Source organism: Roseobacter phycocola, from assembly GCF_042055075.2.
In the GTDB taxonomy this organism is placed as follows: domain Bacteria; phylum Pseudomonadota; class Alphaproteobacteria; order Rhodobacterales; family Rhodobacteraceae; genus Roseobacter.
Window position 1 is genome coordinate 3,273,299 of the sequence record NZ_CP194010.1, and the last position, 21,391, is coordinate 3,294,689.

Here is a 21,391-nt window from a genome sequence, read left to right on the forward strand (position 1 = left end):
CATGAAATCAAATAACCTTAGAATCATTCTAAAGTATCCGGAGATCTCTATGCGTTTCTCGTTATCCCGAAAACGGTTTTCCGACCTTACAGAACAGGAAATCCTGGCACTCGCGATCTCTTCGGAAGAAGACGACGCCCGCATTTACCGCGGTTATGCCGAGACACTGCGTGCGGATTTCCCGGACAGCGCAAAGGTCTTTGAGGGCATGGCTGCTGAAGAAGACCAGCACCGCCAGCGTCTGATTGACCTGCATACGGAGCGCTTTGGCACTGTCATCCCACTGATCCGTCGCGAGCATGTCGCGGGGTATTACAACAGGCGTCCGGTCTGGCTGGTTGAAAACCTCGGTCTGGAGCGCATCCGCACCGAAGCGGAGGCGATGGAGCGGGACGCAGAACAGTTCTACCTGCGGGCCGCCGCTAACACGACCGATGCCGCGACCCGCAAACTGCTGGGCGATCTCGCCGCCGCAGAGGCGGGCCATCAGACCACAGCAGAGGAGCTTGAAGAAAAACATCTGAGCGACGACGCCCGTGACCGCGAGGAAAACGCCGCCAAAAGACAGTTCATCCTGACCTGGGTACAACCGGGCCTCGCGGGACTGATGGACGGATCGGTGTCGACCCTCGCACCGATTTTTGCCACCGCTTTCGCCACGCAGGACACCTGGACGACGTTTCTGGTTGGTCTGGCGGCCTCCGTGGGCGCCGGCATTTCCATGGGCTTTACCGAAGCTGCATCTGACGATGGTCAGCTGTCGGGCCGCGGCTCTCCGGTGAAACGGGGGGTTGCCTCCGGCGTCATGACGACTGTGGGCGGGCTGGGCCACGCGCTGCCTTATCTGATCACCGATTTCTGGACGGCGACTGTCATCGCTGTCATCGTGGTGTTCATTGAACTCTGGGCGATTGCATGGATCCAGAACCGGTTTATGGAAACGCCCTTCTTCCGTGCCGCATTTCAGGTCGTTGTCGGTGGTGCGCTGGTCTTTGCAGCGGGTGTTCTGATCGGGTCGGGTTGATATCATCCCCCGTTCCGGGCAGACCGGGAACATGATCGACATTTTCCTCAAGACCCTGCCCTTTTTCGCGCTGATCGGGCTGGGATACTGGGCGGGCTACACCCGGTTTTTCACGGCAGAAGCCACCGCCTACCTGACGAAATTCGTTTTCTATTTTGCCCTGTCCGCGATGATCTTCCGGTTCACATCGAACCTGGAGCTGTCCGATGTCTGGGATACGAACCTTGTCCTGGGTTATCTGGCGGGCACAGTTGCCGTTTACCTGATCGCGACGGCCGTCGCCGTGATGCGGGGGCAGAGCATGGAGGTCTCTGCCGTTGAGGCCCAATGCGCCGTTATTGGCAATGTCGGGTTTCTGGGCATTCCGATGCTGACGCTGCTGCTGGGCGAGGCGGCCATCGGGCCGGTCGTGATGACCGTCAGCATTGACCTGATCGTGTTCTCCGGCCTGATCGTTATCCTGATCACCCTGTCCCGCGAAGGGCGTCTGAGCCTGCGGACCTTCCGCACGGTCGGGCTGGGTCTGGTCCGCAACCCGATGATCGTTTCTGTCATTGCCGGGCTTACCTGGGCTGCGCTGGAACTGCCCATACCGGCCCCGATGAACGATTTTCTGACAATCCTCGGAGCCGCAGCCACGCCGGGCGCGCTGTTTGCTATTGGTGCCTCGCTTGCGGGCAAATCCGCTGAACGCCTGCAGACCGCCCTGTGGCTGACGTTCTGCAAACTGGGGCTGCATCCGGTCATGGTTGCCGTTGGCGTTTTGTGGCTGTTTCCGGTCGATCGCTACACCGCCACGGTGGTCATATCGGCCGCAGCACTGCCGGTGGCCGGGAACGTTTACATCCTGGCACAGCACTACGGCGTGGCGCCACAACGGGTCTCCACCGCGATACTTGTTTCAACCATCATCAGCATCGTGACCGTCAGCGCGGTGATTGCGTGGTTCACAGCCGCCTGAGCAACGGGGCTTGCCGCAGGGCCGCTGAGGCATTAGCCACGGATGAGACATGCGATCAGGGAGAGCCACTATGAAAACCATCTCGGAAAATGCCTGCTTTGGCGGCACCCAGGGTGTCTACAGCCATGCGTCCGAAAGCTGCGCCTGCGAGATGACCTTTGCGCTTTTCCTGCCCGCCGAAGCAAAGGACGGGCCCGTCCCGCTGCTGTGGTTCCTGTCCGGTCTGACCTGCACACACGAAAACGCCATGACCAAGGCCGGGGCTCAGGCCTGGGCTGCGGAACAGGGCATCGCGCTGGTATTCCCGGACACCTCCCCGCGCGGCGATGATGTTGCCAATGACGAAGCCTATGATCTCGGCCAGGGGGCCGGATTTTATGTGAACGCCACCGAAACGCCCTGGGCTCCGCATTTCCACATGTGGGATTACATCACCGAAGAGCTGCCCGCGCTGCTGGGATCAGAATTTGCGCTCGATATGGAGCGCCAGGCCATCACCGGGCATTCGATGGGCGGACACGGCGCGCTGACCATGGCGATGTCGCTGCCCGGACGCTTCCGCTCCGTCTCTGCTTTTGCGCCGATTTCCAATCCGACAGCCAGTGACTGGGGCCGCAAACAGTTCACCGCCTATCTCGGCGCCGATGAGGCGTCCTGGGCCGCCCATGATGCAACGGTTCTGATGCGCGAAAAAGGCTTCGACGGGCCCATGCTGATCGACACCGGTACCAGTGATCAGTTCATTGACCTGCTGAAACCCGAGGCCTTCGCAGAGGCCGTGAACACGCGGCGGCAACAGGCCACCCTGCGGCTGCAGCCCGGCTACGATCACAGCTACTTTTTCATTTCGACCTTCATGGAAGAACACATCGCCTTTCACGCAGACGCACTCTGGGCATGACTGCGCTCTACATTGATGCGGATGCCTGTCCGGTCAAAGCGGAAGCGGAGAAAGTCGCCACCCGTCACGGCGTAAAGATGTATGTGGTGTCAAATGGCGGGCTGCGCATGTCGCAGAACCCGCTCGTCGAGACGGTCATTGTGCCTGACGGCCCGGATGTCGCGGATATGTGGATCGCAGAACGCTGCGGGCCGGGTGACGTGGTTGTCACCGGTGATATTCCGCTGGCCGCGAAATGCGTTGAGGCGGGTGCTCAGGTCCTGAAACACAATGGCGAGGCGCTGACCCAGGCCAACATCGGGAACGTTCTGGCGACACGCGATCTGATGGCCGACCTGCGGGCTGCAGACCCGTTCCGGCAGGGCGGCGGCAAGGGTTTCACCAAATCGGACAGGAGCCGGTTTCTGAATGCGCTTGAGCAGAGCTTGCGCAAAGCCCGGACGCTGCGTTAGCTGTTGCAGAAAAGGAGAGCGGATATGAGCAGTCCAAAGCCGGAAGCCGTCATTTTTGACATCGGGAACGTGCTGATCGAATGGCAGCCCGAGCGGTTTTATGACGCCACGATCGGCGAGGACCGCCGCCGCGCGATGTTTGACGCGGTGGATCTGCACGGCATGAACGAACTGGTCGATCTTGGGCATCCTTTCACAGAAACCATCTATGCGGCCGCAGACAAAAACCCTGACTGGCGCAACGAGATCCGCATGTGGCATGACCGCTGGATTGAGCTCGCCACGCCGGTCATCGACCATTCCGTGCGCCTGATGAAAGCGCTGCAGAACAAGGGCGTTCCGGTCTTTTCGCTGACGAATTTTGGTGTGGAAAGCTATGACTATGCTGCGACGCACTATCCTTTTCTGCGCGACTTTGACCGCGATTTCATCTCCGGGCACATGCGCATGACCAAACCCGATCCAGCGATCTACACCAGCGTCGAGGCAACGTCGGGCCTGTCCGGCAACGCGCTGCTGTTTGCAGATGACCGGACCGACAATATCGCCGCGGCACAGCAGTTTGGCTGGCAGACACATCTGTTCGAAGGGCCACAGGGCTGGGCCGACCGCCTTGTTGCCGCCGGGCTTCTGACAGATACCGAAGCCGCATGACACCGCCGTTCATTTCCTTTGATCAGGGGGATGCCCTGCTCGACTGGATCGGCCTGACCGACGCGCTGGCTGCCGGCCACCGGATGCCACGCGCAGAGATAGCGGATACGTTTCTGTATCGCGGAAAGGACACACTGCTGAACCGGGCGGCATGGATTGACGGGCTCGGTCTTGCGGTGAAATCCGCGACTGTGTTTCCCGGCAACGATGGCACAGATGTCTCGACCATCAACGGCGGCGTCACGCTTTATGCGGATGCGACCGGTGTGCTTGACGCGGTGATCGATTTTCACCTGGTCACAAAGTGGAAAACCGCCGGTGACAGCCTGCTGGCCGCACGGCGTCTGGCGCGGCCTGACAGCAAAAAAATCCTCATCCTCGGCGCGGGCACACAGGCAAGAGGCCTGCATGCCGCCTATTCTGCTGCCTTTCCCGACGCCGGGTTCACGATCTGGAACCGCACACGCAGCAGGGCGGAAGCGCTTGCCGCAGACCTCGGGGATGTTGCCGTCGCGGAGGATCTTGAGACGGCCGTTTCAGCCGCCGACATCGTGACCAGCGCCACAATGACCACAGAACCGGTTCTGCGCGGCGACTGGCTGCAGCCGGGCCAGCACATCGATCTGATCGGCGCTTATCGCCCGGACATGCGCGAAACGGATGATACCGCACTGCGGCGCGCCCGGGTGTTTGTCGACAGCCTTGAGACGACGGTGGGGCACATCGGCGAGCTGAAGATACCCATTGAAGCGGGCGCATTCGCAGCGGCGGATATTGTCAGCGATTACTACACGCCCGAAAAATTCAGACGCGGCTCCGACGACGAAATCACGCTCTTCAAAAACGGCGGTGGCGCTCATCTGGACCTCATGACCAGCCGCTACATTCTCGACCAGTGGAGGGCGCACCAATGATGTGGGCATATCTGATCCTGGCCGCCGTGATCGCCACACCGCTGATCATCGAGGCCACGCGCAAAAAGATGACTGACGCCGCGCGCCAAGAGGCACCCGGACAGTTCGCACAGCTGTCCGACGGCGTGACACACTACCGGTGGTGGGGCCCCGAAAGCGGGCCTGTCGCTGTCTGTATTCACGGGCTGACCACACCCTCTTTTGTCTACGAAGGCATCGCAAAGGGGCTGAGCCAGATCGGTTTCAGGGTCCTGACCTATGATCTTTACGGCCGGGGTTATTCCGACCGGCCCAAAGGAACACAGGACGTCGCCTTCTTCCGCAGACAGCTGAGTGAACTGTTGGACCATGAACGTATCGACGACGATATCACCGTTGTAGGTTATTCGATGGGTGGTTCAATAGCAGCAGCCTTTGCTGCCGCAGAGGCCGTCGCGATCCGGCAGGTTGTGTTGCTGGCACCCGCCGGAATGACGGATCTGTCGGGTAGCCTGTTCCGCCGGATGATGACCTGGCCGGTGATCGGCACCTGGCTGGCGCTTGAATTCTACCCGAACATTCTGCGCAAGGGCATCGCCGCCGAACGCAGGCTTCCCGGTGCCAACACGCGCATCGCCGATCTGCAGGAGGCAGAGCTGAACTGGCGCGGTTTTGTACCGGCCGTTGCAGCCAGCCTGCGCGGCATTCTGCGGGAGGATCTGCGTCCCGCGCATGAAACCCTGCAGACCGAAGGCGTGCCCGTGATGGCCATCTGGGGACGGCAGGATGATGTCATTCCCATTACGGCGGCCGACCGTCTGGTGGAATGGAACCCTACGGTGCAGACGGTGATCCTTGATGATGCGGGACACGGGCTCACCTATACCCACGTCACCACGGTGCTGGACCACATCCACGAATTCACCCACCAGAGCGGTTAGGCTGTTCTGAGCCCTTCAAGGCGACGTTCCCGGATCGGCAGATGGATGATGGCGCTGAAGGCACCGACGCCCACGCCGATCCACCAGACAAGCGTATAGTCGCCATAAATGTCGTACATCCGGCCGCCCAACCAGACGCCCAGGAAACTGCCAAGCTGGTGGCTGAGAAAGACAATTCCATAGAGCGTGCCCATGTAGCGCAGGCCATAGATATGCGCCACCAGACCCGAGGTCAGCGGAATAGTGGCCAGCCAGAGCGACCCCATCGCAATCGAGAAAAGGATCACGGATTCCGGTGTGATCGGGAACATGATGAACAGGGCAGCCACAACCGTCCGGCCGGTGTAGATGCCCGCAAGCAGGTACTTTTTAGAATACCGTTTGCCCAGCCAGCCGGCCATCAGCGTACCACCGATGTTGGCAAACCCGATCAGCGATATCGCCACAGCGCCCAGTGCTGAGGTTGTGCTGATCCCCATGTTGTCCAGCATACCGCCCGGCATGATGGGGCCGCACAGCTCTGTCACGAACGCCGGGAAATGCGCTGTGATGAAAGCGATCTGATAGCCGCAGGAGAAAAAGCCCAGCCAGATCAGCGTATACGACGGGTCGCGGAACGCCTTGACCAGAATTTCACCGAGGCTTTCGTCGAGTTCTGATTTGCTGGCCATTGCCGGGGCGCGCATCAGCGGCAGGGTCAGCAGCACCGCGAGGATTGCCGCAGCAAACAGGATAAAGACGCTCTGCCAGGACATCACCGACAGCAGCCATTCTGCAACCGGCGGTCCGAATATCTGCCCGCCGCTGCCTGCCGCGGAAACGATTGCCAGCGACATAGAGCGGTTCTCGTCAGATGCCGCACGGCCAACAACGGCCAGGATCACGCCAAAGCCCGTACCCGCGATGCCAAAGCCCAGAAGCCAGGCGTAGAGCTGATGCTCCAGCGGTGAGACCGAATTCGCAGTCAGAACGAGCCCAAGCGCATAGACCACGGCCCCCAGAACAATTGCTTTCCGGTCACCGATTTTTTCAGCCAGCGCCCCGAACAATGGCTGACCGACGCCCCAGGCGAGGTTCTGGATCGCAATCGCCAGAGAGAATTCAGCGCGCAGCCACCCGAATTCATCTGCGATCGGAATCTGGAATACGCCAAAAGTCGACCGGATCGCAAAACTCACCATGATGATGACGATGCCGACAATCAGAACCGGGGTAAAAAGGGGCGCGCGCGCGGACATATGTTCTCTCCTGCTCAGGGCGACCGTAGCCAAAGCAGATGCGGGGTCAATTAAGGAGTTTTTACGCATCCATCACAAACCGTTATGCGGCCTGCCTCTTTTCCCGGCGCGGCGCGCAGGATATGCCGGAGATATGGATACCCTGCTCGACCTTTACACGCGCATGACAGACGACGGTTCGCTGCAGCCGGATCCGGCACAGATCGCCGTGCTGCCCGAGTTCGAACGGATCCGGACAGCACTCGCAGCCCCGGTGAAAAAAGGTTTCTTCCGCAAGGCACCGGAGCCGCCAAAGGGGCTCTACCTTTGGGGCGGTGTGGGTCGCGGAAAATCCATGCTGATGGATTTCTTTGTGGATCACCTGGGCGACGTGCCTGCGCGCCGCGTGCATTTCCACGCTTTCATGCAGGAAATCCATGCCGCCATGCACGAGGCCCGGAAAACAGGTGTCGAGGATGCCATTGCACCGGTTGCCGCAGAAGTTGCTGCATCGGTGCGTCTGCTTGCCTTTGACGAGATGCAGATCACGGACATCACCGACGCCATGATCGTCGGACGCCTCTTCGAAGCGCTGTTTGCGGCCGGCGTGGTTGTTGTGACAACCTCGAACCGCATTCCCGATGACCTGTACAAGGACGGCCTGAACCGGGACCTCTTTTTGCCCTTTATTGCCCTGATCGGCGAGAAAATGGTGGTCCACGAACTGGTCAGTCCGACAGACTACCGCCAGGACAGGCTGGGTGGGCAGCAGGTCTATTTCACACCGGTCAACAGTGAGAGCCGCGCCGCCATGAACGCCGTGTGGGAAGACCTGACCGGCGGACCGGCGGCACCGCTGATCCTGCGCGTCAAAGGGCGTGAGGTGGAAATACCCGGCTTTCGCAACGGTGTGGCCCGCGCCCGGTTTCACGATTTGTGTGGCCGGCATCTTGGCCCCGCGGACTATCTCGCGCTGGCTGATGCCATCCGGGTTCTGGTGCTGGATGATATCCCGACGCTGTCGCGCAACAATTTCAACGAAGCAAAGCGTTTCGTTACGCTGATCGATGCCCTGTATGAGGCGCGCGTACGACTGATCTGCTCGGCGGCGGCAAAACCCGAAATGCTCTATGTCGAGGGCGAGGGAACCTTCGAATTTGAACGCACGGCATCGCGTCTGCGGGAAATGCAGTCCGAAGGCTGGGGTCGCTAACCGCGCGCGTCATCCAGAAACGCGGCCAACAGACGCGTCGTATCCGGCTGACCATCAGGCATCAAAAGTGTTTCCGGCAGGGTAAATGCACCGTCCCGGTGCCCCCCGGCTACAGCCGCGTGGATGTATGCGTCACTCTGCCGGGCCGCGAGCATGCGCACCAGAAGAGTATGCAGGCGGTCGTCAGCAGCAGCGACATGGCCAAAGCTCGAAAGTACATTGCGCACTCGGGTGTTCAGATCATGTGCCCCGGCATCCCTGTCGGTCAGCCGCAGAGGGCGCGATATCCGGTGGCTCACCGGTGACAGTTGTGGCGCGGCAAGCGCAGGCGGCGCTTCAATCGTCAGGAGCGATACATCCGCGCGCGTCACAGCCGCCCCACCCTGCGCGTCCGGCAGAGCAATCACGCCTGCGCCTGCGACCAGTGTCAGACCGGCAGCCAGCGCCAGCCCGGCAAACCAGCGCCGCCGCGATACAGCAGGCCGAAACGACCCGCGCGAAAAACCGCGCGCCGACCGAAATGTCCGGCTTTCAGACCACATGAATGGTACCCCCCACAGGCACATTTCCCGCCCTGCGAGAAATGCCGCAGACCCAGGCGAGCAAGATATAGACGCCTGATTCGCACAGGGTCAATATCGCCATGCGGGAACTACATTTTGTGGCTAAAAGGACTCACTCAGCCGTTGTCGCGCAGGACATTTCCGGCCAGATAGAGGGACCCGCAGATCAGTATTCGCGCATGTGGTGTATGTGCTGTAATCTGCTCTACAGCTGCGTGCACATCAGCTGCGACACCGGCCGTCAGACCCGCCGCCTGTGCCGCATCGGCCGTGGTTTCCGCGGGCAGCGTGTTCGCCTCGCCCGGGATCGATACGGCCACCAGCCCGTCGGCGGCGCGCGCAACCGGGCGCATATACCCGCCGATATCCTTTGTGTTGAGCATGCCGCAGATGAGCCACGTGGGGCGCTCAGGCAGCGTTCCCAGATGCTGTGCCAGCGCCTCACCAGCCGCAGGATTATGCCCGCCATCGAGCCAGAGCTCCGCAGACCCGGCGGCCTCCACCAGCGGCCCGTTCCTGAGCCGCTGCATCCGCGCGGGCCAGCTGGCTTTCGTGATCGCAGCCTCGCAGGCAGCAGCCGGCACCCCAAGGTGCCTGAGCACGGTGAGCGCAGCACCCGCATTCATGATCTGATGTGTGCCAGGCAGAACCGGCAGCGGCAGATCAAGCAAACCATTTTCATCCTGGAAAACCATCCCGTCGCGTTCGGAGGCGGCATGCCAGTGCTGTCCATAAGCCAGCAGCGGCGCACCCAGCCGGTTCGCAGTCGCCTCAATCACATCCATGCCGTCGTCGGCCTGGCGTGAGACAACACAGGGTACACCGCGCTTGATGATGCCCGCCTTTTCACCGGCAATCTGACCGACCGTGTCCCCCAGAAACTGCTGATGATCCAGCGACACCGGTGTGATCACCGTCACAACCGGTTTGTCCACAACGTTTGTCGCGTCCAGCCTGCCACCGAGACCAACCTCCAGCAGGGTATAGTCCGCAGGCGTACGCGCAAACGCGAGAAGCGCCGCACAGGTTGTGATCTCGAAATAAGTAATGTCGGCGCCACCGTTCGCCGCATAGCATTCATCCAGAACTGCTGTCAGATCCTCTTCGGGGATCAGCTCTCCGGCAACGCGGATACGTTCATGAAACCGTGCCAGATGCGGACTTGTGTAGGCGTGGACCCGATGGCCCGCAGCCTCAAGCCCCGCACGGATCATCGCCTGAGTGGATCCTTTGCCATTGGTCCCGGCAAGGTGAATGACCGGGGGCAGATCGTTTTGCGGATTTCCAAGCGCATCAAGCAGTCGCCAGACACGGTCCAGCGTCAGATCAATCACTTTGGGATGCAGCGCCATCATCCTCTCAAGGATGACATCCGATGTCAGCGCGGTCATTTCTTTGGCGGGTCCTGCGGCTCTGCTTCAGCCTCCGCAATAACTGCTTCTGCAGCTTCGGCGGCGGCTTCCTGATCCGGATCAGGCGCCGGCAGATCACCCCGGACAGGGGGCGGCATGCCCAGCAGCATGCGGGTGATGGTGATCAGCTCTTCACGCATCTTTCCGCGGTGCGTGACCCGGTCCAGCATGCCATGATCCAGCAGATATTCCGCGCGCTGGAACCCTTCGGGCAGTTTTTCACGGATCGTCTGTTCGATCACCCGTGGCCCGGCGAAACAGATCAGGGCATTGGGTTCGGCAATATGCACATCACCCAGCATCGCATAGCTTGCGGTCACGCCGCCGGTCGTCGGATGGGTCAGCACGACGATGTACGGCAGACCGGCTTCCTTGAGCATCTGCACCGCCACTGTGGTGCGCGGCATCTGCATCAGGGACAGAATGCCTTCCTGCATGCGGGCACCACCTGCCGCGGAAAACAGGATCAGCGGACGTTCGAGCTTCACCGCTTCTTCGGCTGCGGCAATGATGGCGTTGCCGACATACATGCCCATCGATCCGGCCATGAAGGAAAAGTCCTGCGCGGCAGCGACGATCGGCGTCCGGCCGATTTCACCACGCGCAACCAGCATCGCCTCTTTCTCAGAGGTCTGCTTCTGTGCGGCCTTCAGCCGGTCCGGGTAACGTTTCTGGTCACGGAAACTCAGCGGGTCGGCAACGGGTGCTGTGACCTCAACCTCCGTAAAGACCCCGCCGTCAAAAAGCGCGGTAAACCGGTCACGCGCTGTGATGTGCATGTGGTGATCACAGTTGGAACAGACGTTCAGATTGTCTGCCACTTCGCGGTGAAACAGCATCGTTCCGCACTCAGGGCACTTGGTCCACAGATTGTCCGGCGTTTCGCGGCGCGAGAAGATCGAATTGATCCTCGGCCGGACATAGTTCGTGATCCAGTTCATACGGCCACCCCTGTTACTCTCAGACCCCTAAATAAGACCGCGCCGCAGAAAGTGCAATCAGCGGCGAAGCGCAAGGCGTGCGCCGAGCCAGCTGATAAACATCAGGGCAAAATCCACCGGCAGCCATGCCCGCAGCGTATCGGAATCCTCCATCGAAAAGGGTGTCACGTAAAGCGACAGACCCGACAGAGTGTCCGGCAGCGAAATCAGCAGAAGTGCTGCAAAGTTGTTGACAAAATGCACCGCAATCGCCGGACCCAGAGTGCCCGAGCGTGCGGTGAGATCCGCCATAAGCACGCCGAACATCACCGCCCAAAGCGCAATCAGCGTCGCATTAGGCCCCGCTTCGAGCGGCATGTAGTGCCCCAGACCAAACAACAGCGCAGGCACCAGAAGCCAGATGGCCCGTGCGCGGAACCGGGCAGCCAGCTGTTGCTGGATATAGCCGCGAAAGAGGATTTCCTCGGCGCTGACCTGCACCAGCACCGCGCCTGCTGACAGCGGCAGCAAGAGCATCCAGGTGCCGAAATCCAGATTGGGTACGAGATCGCCGCCCATGCCCCACGGCGGCAGCACGAAAATCGCAGCATTCAGCACCACCAGAACGATCAGCACATCAAGAAACTGCCGCCTGGTTTCACGAAAATCGCCGAACACGCTGGTGATGCCACGGCTGTGGGCAACCCGGACAGCCACAGCGACGCCCAGCGTCATAAAGCCAAATGTGCCCAGCAGAACGAGCATACGCACAGGGGAGTTCCCGCCGGACGCCGAGACAAAGAAATCAAGGGCACCCGGGCCCAGCATGGTGCCGAGGAACTGAAAGAACATCTGATTGCACAGCAGATAGACACCGGCGACCAGAATGAGCCCCATCAGAAGGCGCCACACCTGGGCGGTCCGGCGCACAGGCTCGATCAGCGCATCATACGCGCGGTAATCCTGGCGGTTCAGCACGTTCAGTCGCCCGCCTTCTCAGTTTCGGATGCCTGTCTCGCCTCTTCTTCGGCTTCGGCGGTCAGTTCGACGGCACGATCCCGCACATTGACGCGCGCTTCGCGCAGCAGCTCGGCAGCACCGGTCAGGTGTTCGGCCACGGTATGCAGCAGCTGCATCAGAACACCTGTGTCATTCTCTATGACCGAGCGGAATTCTTTTGCGCCGATGCGCAGGAACTGCGAATCCTCGGTGGCCGTCAGGTCCAGCTGCCGCGGCTCGTTGAGGATAATCGCGAGGTCCCCGATCAGCCGCCCGGGCTCCACCGCCGTCACATCCCGTGAAACGCCATCGTCATCGCGGTAGCTCATCATCCCGCGACCGGAGAGACACAGATACGCAGCATCCGGTTTTTCACCCATCGCGAAAATACGTTTGCCTTCTTTGGCATTGTACCAGGTCGCAGAGAAAGCGAGCAGACGCTGGCTGCGGGCATCCAGACTGGCAAAGAGTTCGGTCCGTGAAATCGCGCGGATTTTGCGACGCAGGTCATCGGAACCGGTGTCGCTTTCTTCGCGGGTTTCCATCGACGTATCACCGTCAATGCGGCCGTTCTGGATTTCGACGTAGATGTCATAAGCCTGCGGGTTGGCAAATTTCTCCTCAAGGAAAATCAGCGTGGTTTTCGGCAGCAGTTCCTGCAGACGGCTGCGTGTTTTGCTGCGCGTTTCGGCGTCATGACTGGCCAGCACAGTATCCAGAATCAGAATGTCCGGACGTTTGATCCCGGCACGGCTGAACGCAGCACGCTCCTGGAAGACTGACGCTAGGTTTGCCCCTCCAAGGCCTGTCGGCACGTCCAGGATAGTCTCCGCAACAAAGCGTTTGAGCTCGTGTCGGGTGAGCACTTCGGCCACCACATCCTCGACGAGCTCTCCCTGAACACCGGCCACGGCAGAGATTTTGCCGTAAAGCACGTTTTCCATAATCGACAGGCGCGGCAGGTAGTTGTCCGGTGTGATCGGGACAAACAGGCTTTGCGCCCGCGCGCGCATTTCTTCGCTCTTGGCACGGCGGATTTCAAGAATTTCCTGTTTGAACGCCTCGGGGAAAGCCGGTCCGATCTGTTCTGCACTGAACGCGAAGGGCACCGTCAGCAGCAGCGCAAACTCCTCTTCGGTCAGCGCCTGATCACCCTTGTCCTGGCGGCGTGCCGCGATATCGACGAGACGTTCGTAAAGGGTGTCTTCGATACCAAGTGCGGTGAACAGCGGATGTCCCGTGCCGTCCATGCCAAAGGTCTGGTGCAGCGTTTCGATGAGGGTCTGCGAGATCGCAATACCCTGTTCCGCAAGCCCCAGTTCAATGATCAGCGACAGGAAATCATGCTCGGCAGCCAGACCTTCCTGACTGATGTCGCGCTTGGGTGCAGCAAACATCAGGTTACCGCCAAGCGGGATCGACGGGTTGAATTCATCAGGATGAAAGCGGTGCACAACTGAATCGAGGCCACGCTCCACGAGCAGCTCATGAACCTCGTCGCGCAGTGCAACAAGACGGGACGCCAGATCAGGATGGTCGACCGGATCCATGCGCGCACCAAGCATCCGGCGGAACATAAACTCATCAAGGCCCATCGCCTCAACCAGCTGGAACCACCAGCCCCGGATTTCCTCTGCCGAATTCAGACCTGCGATCCCCGGATCAAGCCATTCGGCCTTCAGGCTGTCGGGGCTGTTGCCGGAGCGGGCGGCTTCCATGGCATGCCGGTCTTTTCTGTCGGGATCCCACAACACGGTCTTCGGGCTGGATTTCAGCGGCATCAGCAGGTTGTCCCCCAACGTGCCGTCAAAGAGGTAGGGTCGCGAGTGGGCATAACCGATCCGCGCTGCCACCACGGCCTGGTGCAACTCTGAAAGTTCATGTCCCGCGATGGTCACGCTGCCACGCGCCGGCATCACTTCCCGCGTCAGCAGTTCTGCCATGGCAGTGCGCTCGACCTGACTTGAGGCTTTAATTGCCACGCGCGCGCCGGCGGGAATCTCAAGATCGATATTCTCAAGGACCGCGTTGCCGTCCGCATTCCGGACGGTGACATTGTGGATCGAGATTGCACCATCCAGGTGCGGCATCTCTGCGGGCTCACCTTCAAACAGGCCCTCGTCAATCATGCCCGATGGCGCAAACCGTTCTGTGACGATCTCCCAGCGCAGAGACATATCCTGCACCTGGTTGTAGTAGGTCAGCAGTTCCTTCCACGGGCTGGAAAGATCCTTGTAGGCTGCCAGTGCCGCGACCAGCGCACCCACTGTGATCTCTCCGCGGATGGCCAGAATGCCGCCCACCGAATAGAAGAAAAAAGGCGTCAGCTGGGTGATGAAGTTATTGAGAAACTTCATGAAGAATTTCTTCTGGTAGATCTGGAACCGGATCTCAAAAAGCTTGCCCAGCCGGCTGGTGAACCCGGCCAGCCGGAACCGCCAGCCGCCGTTTGTGCGAAGATCAGTGATGCCGGCCGCCGTTTCGCCGATTTCGGCCGCCAGCTGCCGCACTTCCACGATGCGTTTTTTGTTCAGCAGGTTGATCTGCCGCTGGAGCATCGGAATAAGCCAGGCCTGCAGCGGTATGAGCGCGATCCCTGCGAGGCCGAACCAGATGCTCTGCGCAAAAAGAAACACCACAATAATCAGCATCTGACCGGCCTGGAAAACCGGCTGAGCCACAGCATCCCCCATCAGCCCGCCCATCGGCTCCGCCTCGGAGGTCACCATAGAGACCAGCTCACCCTGGCTGGTTGACCGGAAATAGGCGCGCGGGAAGCGCATCATCCGCCCGATCAGCTGGTACCGGAACCGCCGCAGCAGCCGCTCGGCCAGCACACCCTTCATCGTGTTCAGGCGCATCTTCAGCAGCCCGTGGACCAGAACGGCACCCAGATACAGACCGCAGAGCGTCAGCAGAAACTGGGTCTGACTGAAATCAATACCCCAGACCATGACGACGTCTTTGTCGGCACCGATCGCATCGTTGATGATCCGCTTTGGCAGCTCAAGCGTCGCGTAGAGAAACGGAAAGGTGAAAATCGTGAAGAACAGCAAAAACAGCTGCTCTTTTTTGGAGAACTTCCAGATGAATGAAAAAAGAGATGGTTCCATAAACCGGCTTTCAGAAGGGTCCGCTTCGCGGGCCGCGCGCGACCGCCAGAGGAGCAGCCGGGTTTTGCCTGAAGGACAACTTAGGCGCGCAGTCAGGCCAATACAAGCGCGCAGACGCGTGCAGCCCTGTGCAGGAATAAACGCTGGAGCCTTGCAGCAGCGCGGACGGATGGCTATTCCGGGCGGGACTCATCTGAGGGAGAGGCTTATCCATGTCCACACCGCGTTTTGACAAATCGAAACTGCCCAGCCGTCACGTGACCGAAGGGCCGGCGCGCGCGCCACACCGTTCCTACTATTATGCGATGGGCATGACTGACGAGGAAATTCACCAGCCTCTGGTGGGCGTGGCCACCTGCTGGAACGAAGCCGCTCCGTGTAACATCGCGCTCAACCGCCAGGCTCAGGCCGTGAAAATGGGCGTAAAACGCGAAGACGGCACCCCGCGGGAGTTCACGACGATTACCGTGACCGACGGTATTGCCATGGGCCACGAGGGCATGCGCTCCTCGCTTGCGTCCCGCGAGGCGATTGCCGACACGGTTGAACTGACCATGCGCGGCCACTGCTATGACGCGATTGTGGGTCTGGCGGGCTGCGACAAATCCCTGCCGGGTATGATGATGGCGATGATCCGCCTCAACGTGCCATCGGTGTTCCTGTATGGCGGGTCGATCCTGCCGGGCCGCGCACCCACCGGTGCCCCCGTGCCGGAAGATTTCGCGGATCGCGATCTGACCGTTCAGGACATGTTCGAGGCGGTCGGCCGTCAGCAGAACGGCACGCTCAGCGAAGCCGAGCTGGAAATCCTGGAACGCGTGGCCTGCCCGTCGGCCGGTGCCTGTGGTGGCCAGTTCACGGCCAATACCATGGCCTGTGTTTCTGAGGCCATCGGTCTCGCGCTGCCGAACTCTGCGGGTGCCCCTGCGCCCTATGAGAGCCGCGACGCCTATGCCGAAGCCTCCGGTGCCGCGGTTATGAACCTCATCGAGAAAAACATCCGTGCCCGCGATATCGTAACGCGCAAATCGCTGGAAAACGCGGCGCGTATCGTGGCCTGCACGGGCGGCTCCACCAACGCGGGTCTGCACCTGCCGGCGATGGCACATGAGGCGGGCATCGACTTCTTCCTCGAAGACGTCTGCGAGATTTTCCGCGACACACCCTATTTCGTCGACCTGAAACCGGGCGGCCAGTATGTCGCCAAGGACATGTACGAATGCGGCGGTGTGCCGGTGGTGCTCAAGGAGCTCCGCAAGGCCGGTCTGCTGCACGAAGACTGCATGACTGCAACAGGCTATTCCATCGGTGAAGAGATCGACAAGGTCAGCCTCGAAGCCGATGGTCGCGTGATCTATCCGGTTGAAACGCCTCTGTCGAAAACAGGCGGTGTCGTGGGCCTCAAGGGCAACCTCGCGCCCGAAGGCGCCATTGTGAAGATCGCAGGCATGGAACCCCAGCACTTGCTGTTCACCGGCCCGGCACGCGTTTTCGAATGCGAACAGGACGCCTTTGATGCGGTTCAGAACCGTACCTATGAAGAAGGCGATGTCTTTGTGATCCGCAACGAAGGTCCGGCAGGCGGCCCCGGCATGCGCGAAATGCTGGCGACCACAGCAGCCCTGTCCGGTCAGGGCATGGGTAAAAAGGTGGCGCTGATCACCGATGGCCGTTTCTCTGGCGCGACACGCGGTTTCTGCGTGGGTCACGTCGGGCCGGAAGCCGCCCATGGCGGGCCCATCGCCCTGCTGGAAAACGGTGACATGATCACGCTGAACGCCATCGAAGGCACCATTTCCGTGGACCTGACCGACGAGGAACTGGCCACGCGGAAAGAAAACTGGAAAGGCGCCCGCCCGACCATCTACGGTGCCGGGGCGCTTTGGAAATACGCGCAGCTGGTCGGCCCGACTTACCTCGGGGCCGTGACACACCCGGGCGGCAAAAAAGAGGGCCATGACTACATGGACCTCTGAAGCAGATCGCCCCGCGGCTGCTGCGCGCGGGGTGATCGCTTCCGGGCAACCCGCGACAGCTCATTAAAAAATCCCCGCCGGAAGTCCGGCGGGGATTTTCATTTGCGTCAGGCGGGCTGATCAGTTCTGTGAACCAATCGCCGACAGACCTTTGAGAATGTCGATGGCATAGGCGAGCTGATAATCTTCCTCGCGCAGCGCCGCGGCAGCTTCTGCTTTGGCCCGGTCCGCCTCGATCTGTTCAATCTCGTCTTCGGACAGGCTGTCGTTGTTCAGGCTGCCGCGCAGGTCCGCCTCGGAACGCGACGGACGATCGTCCTCCGCTTCGGCCTCTTCGTTTGGCCGGCGGCGCGGCTGTTCCACGATGATGTCAGGTGAGACACCCAGCGCCTGAATGGACCGGCCCGACGGCGTATAATACCGCGCAGTGGTCAGGCGCATCGCCCCATCACTGCGCAGGGGCATCACCGTCTGAACAGACCCTTTGCCGAAACTCTTGGTGCCGACAACAATCGCACGGCGGTGATCCTGCAGCGCACCGGCCACAATCTCGGATGCCGAGGCCGATCCACCGTTTATCAGCACGACAATGGGCTTGCCCTCTGCAAGGTCGCCCGGCGTTGCGTTGAACCGCTCACCATCCTGAACCTCACGTCCACGGGTGGAGACGATCTCACCTTTTTCAAGGAAGGCGTCCGATACGCGGATCGCCTGGGTCAGCAGACCACCGGGGTTGTTACGCAGATCGACGACGATGCCGTTGATCGCATCCATGCCACCGGCCTCTTCGACCTGTTTTTGCAGGCCGGATTCCAGATTGGTATAGGTCTGGTCGTTAAAGGTGGTCACCCGCAGGACAACCGTGTCGCCTTCGGTGCGGGTCCGGACAGCTGTCAGCTTGATCGTGTCGCGGATGATGGAGACATCGAACGGCTCGGCCTCACCTTCGCGCACGACGGTAATGATGATCTCGGACCCGACCGGGCCACGCATCATAGTCACCGCTTCATCGAGGCTCAGACCCAGCACCGATTCCCCGTCCACATGGGTGATGAAATCGCCGGCTTCCATACCCGCTTCATCTGCAGGCGTGCCATCAATGGGCGAGACCACTTTGACGAAACCCTCTTCCTGGGTCACTTCGATCCCAAGCCCACCGAATTCACCACGTGTCTGCACACGCATCTGGGCCGCATCATCCGGGCTGAGATAACTGGAGTGCGGATCCAGCGATGTGAGCATGCCGTCAATCGCGGCCTCAATCAGATCGCCCGGATCGACCTCTTCGACGTATTGGGCACGGATCCGCTCGAAAATATCGCCGAACAGATCCAGCTGCTCATAGACACTGCCGGAGCGTTGCGATTCCTGCGCCAGCAGCGGGCCTGCGACCTGCGTGGTCGCCAGGACCCCTGCAAGCGTGCCGCCCAGCGCGGCCATGGCAAACTTCTTCATACCGGTTATCCATCCTTATCGGTTCGGAACCAGAGGCTCGGGTCCTCAGGTGTGTTGTTCTGTCTTACCTCTATATAGAGCGTTTCTGGCCGCTGTGCGCCAGTGTCATCACCATCTGTTGAAACTTCTGTTTCCCCTGTTGCCGGTGTACCGCCCATCAGACCGAGCGGATCCCCTGCCGCAACCACCTCTCCTGCGCTGCCATAAAGCGTCTCAAGGCCTGCAAGAACGATGAGAACATCCGATTGCGGCTCAATAATGACCGCGTTCCCGAAATCGAGCAGCGGGCCGGCATAACGCACGGTCGCCGGAACCGGTGCGGTGACAACGGCCTGCCCGGCCGCTGCGATAATGATCCCCGGGCGCACAACGCCTGCAGCATCCGGCTCCCCCGCACGACGCGTGATCGTGCCCCCCACCGGAAGCGGCAGATCCCCTTTCTGTGCAACGGCCGGCAGCGGGGCATCGTCGGTTTCATCCACGGCGATCCGTTCAAGACCCCGGGCGAAACTGTCCAGCGTATCCGCCGAGGCGATCAGAATGGCCTCACGCACCGGATCATTGGTGAAACGCCGCGGCAGGTCTCCGCGATCGGCGATCGCCTGGCTCAGCTGGGTTCGTGCCGCCTGCAGATCATTCAGACCTTCCTGCAGACGCAGTTCGGCATCCGCCTGCAGGCTCTGCAACCGCTGCAGTTCGCCAAAGTCTTCGCGCAGCGCCAGCGCCCGGGCATTCAGTTCAGGTACAAGGCCAGAGAGCACCATGCCCGCACGCACACTGCCAGCAGGCCCTTCCGGATGCAGCAGCAGCACAGGCGACGGTCCGGCGGACACCCCGCGTAATGTTACCAGAAGGGCGGCGATTTCACTGTCGCGACGGCGCAGATCACTGCCAAGCGCCTGCTCGCGCGACGTGGCGGCCCTCAGACCGGTGCGCACAGCAGCAAGCCCATCCTCAAAAGCGCGGATGGTCTCGGTCAGCGCGCGCACCCGCTCTCTGCCGGATCCCGCCGCATCCAGCGCATCTGACGCCGCCTCAAGACGTGCCATCGCAGCCCGCGCCTCACTGACCGGGTCTGCCGCACCCACAAAGGGGAACAGACAAAACGCAACAACGAGACCCTTCAGGACAGCAGGCATGTACCGGTCATCTCATCTGGTTTTTCAATCTGCATCAGGTGCAGCAGCGTCGGTGCCAGATCGGCCAGACGTCCGTCTGACAGCTGCGCACCATCGGGCGCGCCCACCACAACAACCGGCACCGGGTTCAGCGTGTGCGCCGTATGTGGCCCACCGGTCTCAGGATCGATCATCACGTCACAGTTGCCATGATCCGCACAGACGATCATCGCACCACCCGCCGCCTCAAGCGCCTCAAGCGCCCGGCCCAGACCGGCATCCACAGCTTCACAGGCACGCATCGCCGCTTCCAGATCGCCGGTATGACCGACCATGTCCGGGTTGGCGTAGTTCACGACAATCAGATCGTAACCCTCCCGGATCGCGCCAACCAGTGCATCCGTCACTTCACCCGCTGACATCTCAGGCTGCAGATCATACGTCGCCACATCGGGTGATTTGGGCATTTTCCTGTCTTCACCGTCAAAGGAAACCTCCTCGCCCCCATTCAGGAAGAAGGTCACATGCGGGTACTTTTCCGTCTCCGCGAGACGGTATTGCCGCAGACCTTTCTGCGCCACCCAGTCGCCCAGCGTGTTTTTGATTTCCGGCTTGGGATACATCACCGTCATGTATTCAGAATGCGCTTCGGAATACTGCGCCATGCCCATCAGCGCCGCCCAGGAAACGCGCGCGCCACGGTCAAACCCGTCAAACTCCGCCGCACCAACAGCCGCCATGATCTCGCGCGCCCGGTCCGCCCGGAAATTCAGACAGAAAACACCGTCACCATCCTGCGCGCCGGTATAGCCACCGATGACAGACGCCACGATGAATTCATCTGTTTCTCCGCGCGCATGTGCGGCCTCAACGGCGCTGGCTGCTGTTGCCACCTGTGCACCCTCACCGCTGACAATTGCCGCATAGGCCTTTCCAACCCGGTCCCAGCGGTTGTCCCGGTCCATCGCGTAATAGCGCCCGGTAACGGTGGCGATGCTCACGCCGGGCGGCAGGGATGCCTCCAGCGCAGCGATAAACCCCGGAGCCGAGGTAGGCGCTACATCCCGTCCGTCGGTCAGCGCATGCACCACGACCGGCAACCCTGCATCCGCCAGCGCACGGGCCGCGGCAATCATATGAGAAATGTGCCCATGCACACCGCCATCCGAAACCACGCCCATCAGATGCGCGGTTCCGCCGGTCTTCTTCAGAGTTGCAATAAAGTCCCGAAGGCGCTGGTTTTCGGCGAAACTGCCCTCTTCAATTGCCAGATCAATCTGCCCCAGATCCATCGCCACGACCCGGCCCGCCCCGATATTGGTGTGCCCCACCTCCGAATTGCCCATCTGCCCGCGCGGCAATCCCACATCCGGCCCGTAGGTCACCAGAGTCGCATGCGGACAGGACGCCATCAGCCGGTCCATAGTGGGCGTCTCCGCCAGCAAAGGTGCATTACCCTCGCGACGGTCACTGATGCCCCAGCCATCAAGAATACACAGGACAACCGGCTTTGGCGCACTCATCTGCTCGTCTCCACGTTTTGTGTTTCTGGCCTTGTAACGTCTGATCCGGCGCGGGT

General features: G+C 60.8%; 18 protein-coding genes. 9 read left to right on the forward strand and 9 right to left on the reverse strand.

From position 1 onward, the window contains the following. The first annotated feature begins 49 nt into the window (after positions 1-49). The 7 genes from mbfA to AB4K19_RS16280 all read left to right on the forward strand — a co-directional run bounded on the left by mbfA (position 50) and on the right by AB4K19_RS16280 (position 5,826). Positions 50-1,024, forward strand: coding sequence for an iron exporter MbfA (gene mbfA / locus AB4K19_RS16250; protein ID WP_436398318.1), 975 nt, complete (start codon positions 50-52; stop codon positions 1,022-1,024). Positions 1,025-1,055: 31 nt separating this feature from the next. Next, positions 1,056-1,985: an AEC family transporter gene (locus AB4K19_RS16255; protein WP_375229321.1), complete on the forward strand. Its 930-nt coding sequence runs from the start codon at positions 1,056-1,058 to the stop codon at positions 1,983-1,985. A gap of 70 nt (positions 1,986-2,055) precedes the next feature. Continuing rightward, the gene (gene fghA, locus AB4K19_RS16260; protein ID WP_375229322.1) at positions 2,056-2,886 is read left to right on the forward strand and encodes an S-formylglutathione hydrolase; all 831 of its coding nucleotides are present in this window, start codon (positions 2,056-2,058) and stop codon (positions 2,884-2,886) included. After that, a complete protein-coding gene (locus AB4K19_RS16265) occupies positions 2,883-3,338 on the forward strand; it encodes a YaiI/YqxD family protein (RefSeq protein WP_375229323.1) in 456 nt (151 codons plus the stop codon). The genes fghA and AB4K19_RS16265 overlap by 4 nt, the downstream gene beginning before the upstream one ends. 24 nt (positions 3,339-3,362) lie before the next feature. Next, positions 3,363-3,992 (forward strand): HAD-IA family hydrolase, encoded by a 630-nt coding sequence (locus AB4K19_RS16270; protein ID WP_375229324.1) that lies wholly within the window; start codon positions 3,363-3,365, stop codon positions 3,990-3,992. After that, complete coding sequence (locus AB4K19_RS16275) at positions 3,989-4,906, forward strand: ornithine cyclodeaminase family protein (RefSeq protein WP_375229325.1); 918 nt, start codon at positions 3,989-3,991, stop codon at positions 4,904-4,906. The genes AB4K19_RS16270 and AB4K19_RS16275 overlap by 4 nt, the downstream gene beginning before the upstream one ends. After that, complete coding sequence (locus AB4K19_RS16280; protein ID WP_375229326.1) at positions 4,903-5,826, forward strand: alpha/beta fold hydrolase; 924 nt, start codon at positions 4,903-4,905, stop codon at positions 5,824-5,826. The genes AB4K19_RS16275 and AB4K19_RS16280 overlap by 4 nt, the downstream gene beginning before the upstream one ends. Here AB4K19_RS16280 and AB4K19_RS16285 read toward each other — a convergent pair. Then, positions 5,823-7,064, reverse strand: a complete 1,242-nt coding sequence (locus AB4K19_RS16285; protein WP_375229327.1) for an MFS transporter — start codon at positions 7,062-7,064, stop codon at positions 5,823-5,825. The genes AB4K19_RS16280 and AB4K19_RS16285 overlap by 4 nt on opposite strands. 133 nt (positions 7,065-7,197) lie before the next feature. On the opposite strand from AB4K19_RS16285, the gene zapE reads away from it, so the two are divergent. Then, the gene (zapE, locus tag AB4K19_RS16290) at positions 7,198-8,256 is read left to right on the forward strand and encodes a cell division protein ZapE (protein WP_375229328.1); all 1,059 of its coding nucleotides are present in this window, start codon (positions 7,198-7,200) and stop codon (positions 8,254-8,256) included. Here zapE and AB4K19_RS16295 read toward each other — a convergent pair. The 5 genes from AB4K19_RS16295 to AB4K19_RS16315 all read right to left on the reverse strand — a co-directional run bounded on the left by AB4K19_RS16295 (position 8,253) and on the right by AB4K19_RS16315 (position 15,263). Beyond that, entirely contained in the window at positions 8,253-8,798 is a 546-nt protein-coding gene (locus tag AB4K19_RS16295; RefSeq protein WP_375229329.1) for a hypothetical protein, read from the reverse strand. The genes zapE and AB4K19_RS16295 overlap by 4 nt on opposite strands. Before the next feature lie 137 nt (positions 8,799-8,935). Further along, positions 8,936-10,210 carry a bifunctional folylpolyglutamate synthase/dihydrofolate synthase gene (locus AB4K19_RS16300; protein ID WP_375229330.1) on the reverse strand — a complete coding sequence of 425 codons (1,275 nt, stop codon included), beginning with the start codon at positions 10,208-10,210 and terminating at the stop codon, positions 8,936-8,938. Next, the gene (gene accD / locus AB4K19_RS16305) at positions 10,207-11,172 is read right to left on the reverse strand and encodes an acetyl-CoA carboxylase, carboxyltransferase subunit beta (protein ID WP_375229331.1); all 966 of its coding nucleotides are present in this window, start codon (positions 11,170-11,172) and stop codon (positions 10,207-10,209) included. The genes AB4K19_RS16300 and accD overlap by 4 nt, the downstream gene beginning before the upstream one ends. Positions 11,173-11,229: 57 nt before the next feature. Then, positions 11,230-12,126: a CPBP family intramembrane glutamic endopeptidase gene (locus AB4K19_RS16310; RefSeq protein WP_375230916.1), complete on the reverse strand. Its 897-nt coding sequence runs from the start codon at positions 12,124-12,126 to the stop codon at positions 11,230-11,232. A gap of 5 nt (positions 12,127-12,131) precedes the next feature. Beyond that, positions 12,132-15,263: an ABC transporter transmembrane domain-containing protein gene (locus AB4K19_RS16315; RefSeq protein WP_436398325.1), complete on the reverse strand. Its 3,132-nt coding sequence runs from the start codon at positions 15,261-15,263 to the stop codon at positions 12,132-12,134. Between the two features lie 212 nt (positions 15,264-15,475). Between AB4K19_RS16315 and ilvD the strand changes: the two genes are divergently transcribed. Further along, entirely contained in the window at positions 15,476-17,239 is a 1,764-nt protein-coding gene (gene ilvD / locus AB4K19_RS16320; protein WP_375229333.1) for a dihydroxy-acid dehydratase, read from the forward strand. A 120-nt stretch (positions 17,240-17,359) separates the two neighbouring features. Here the strand turns inward: ilvD and AB4K19_RS16325 are convergent, their stop codons facing one another. The 3 genes from AB4K19_RS16325 to gpmI are packed head-to-tail and all read right to left on the reverse strand — an operon-like array spanning position 17,360 to position 21,335. After that, positions 17,360-18,694: a S41 family peptidase gene (locus AB4K19_RS16325; protein WP_375229334.1), complete on the reverse strand. Its 1,335-nt coding sequence runs from the start codon at positions 18,692-18,694 to the stop codon at positions 17,360-17,362. 5 nt (positions 18,695-18,699) lie between these two features. Then, on the reverse strand, positions 18,700-19,833 hold the full coding sequence (locus tag AB4K19_RS16330) for a murein hydrolase activator EnvC family protein (RefSeq protein WP_375229335.1): 1,134 nt from the start codon (positions 19,831-19,833) through the stop codon (positions 18,700-18,702). Next, positions 19,818-21,335 carry a 2,3-bisphosphoglycerate-independent phosphoglycerate mutase gene (gene gpmI / locus AB4K19_RS16335; protein WP_375229336.1) on the reverse strand — a complete coding sequence of 506 codons (1,518 nt, stop codon included), beginning with the start codon at positions 21,333-21,335 and terminating at the stop codon, positions 19,818-19,820. The genes AB4K19_RS16330 and gpmI overlap by 16 nt, the downstream gene beginning before the upstream one ends. Positions 21,336-21,391: the final 56 nt, after the last annotated feature.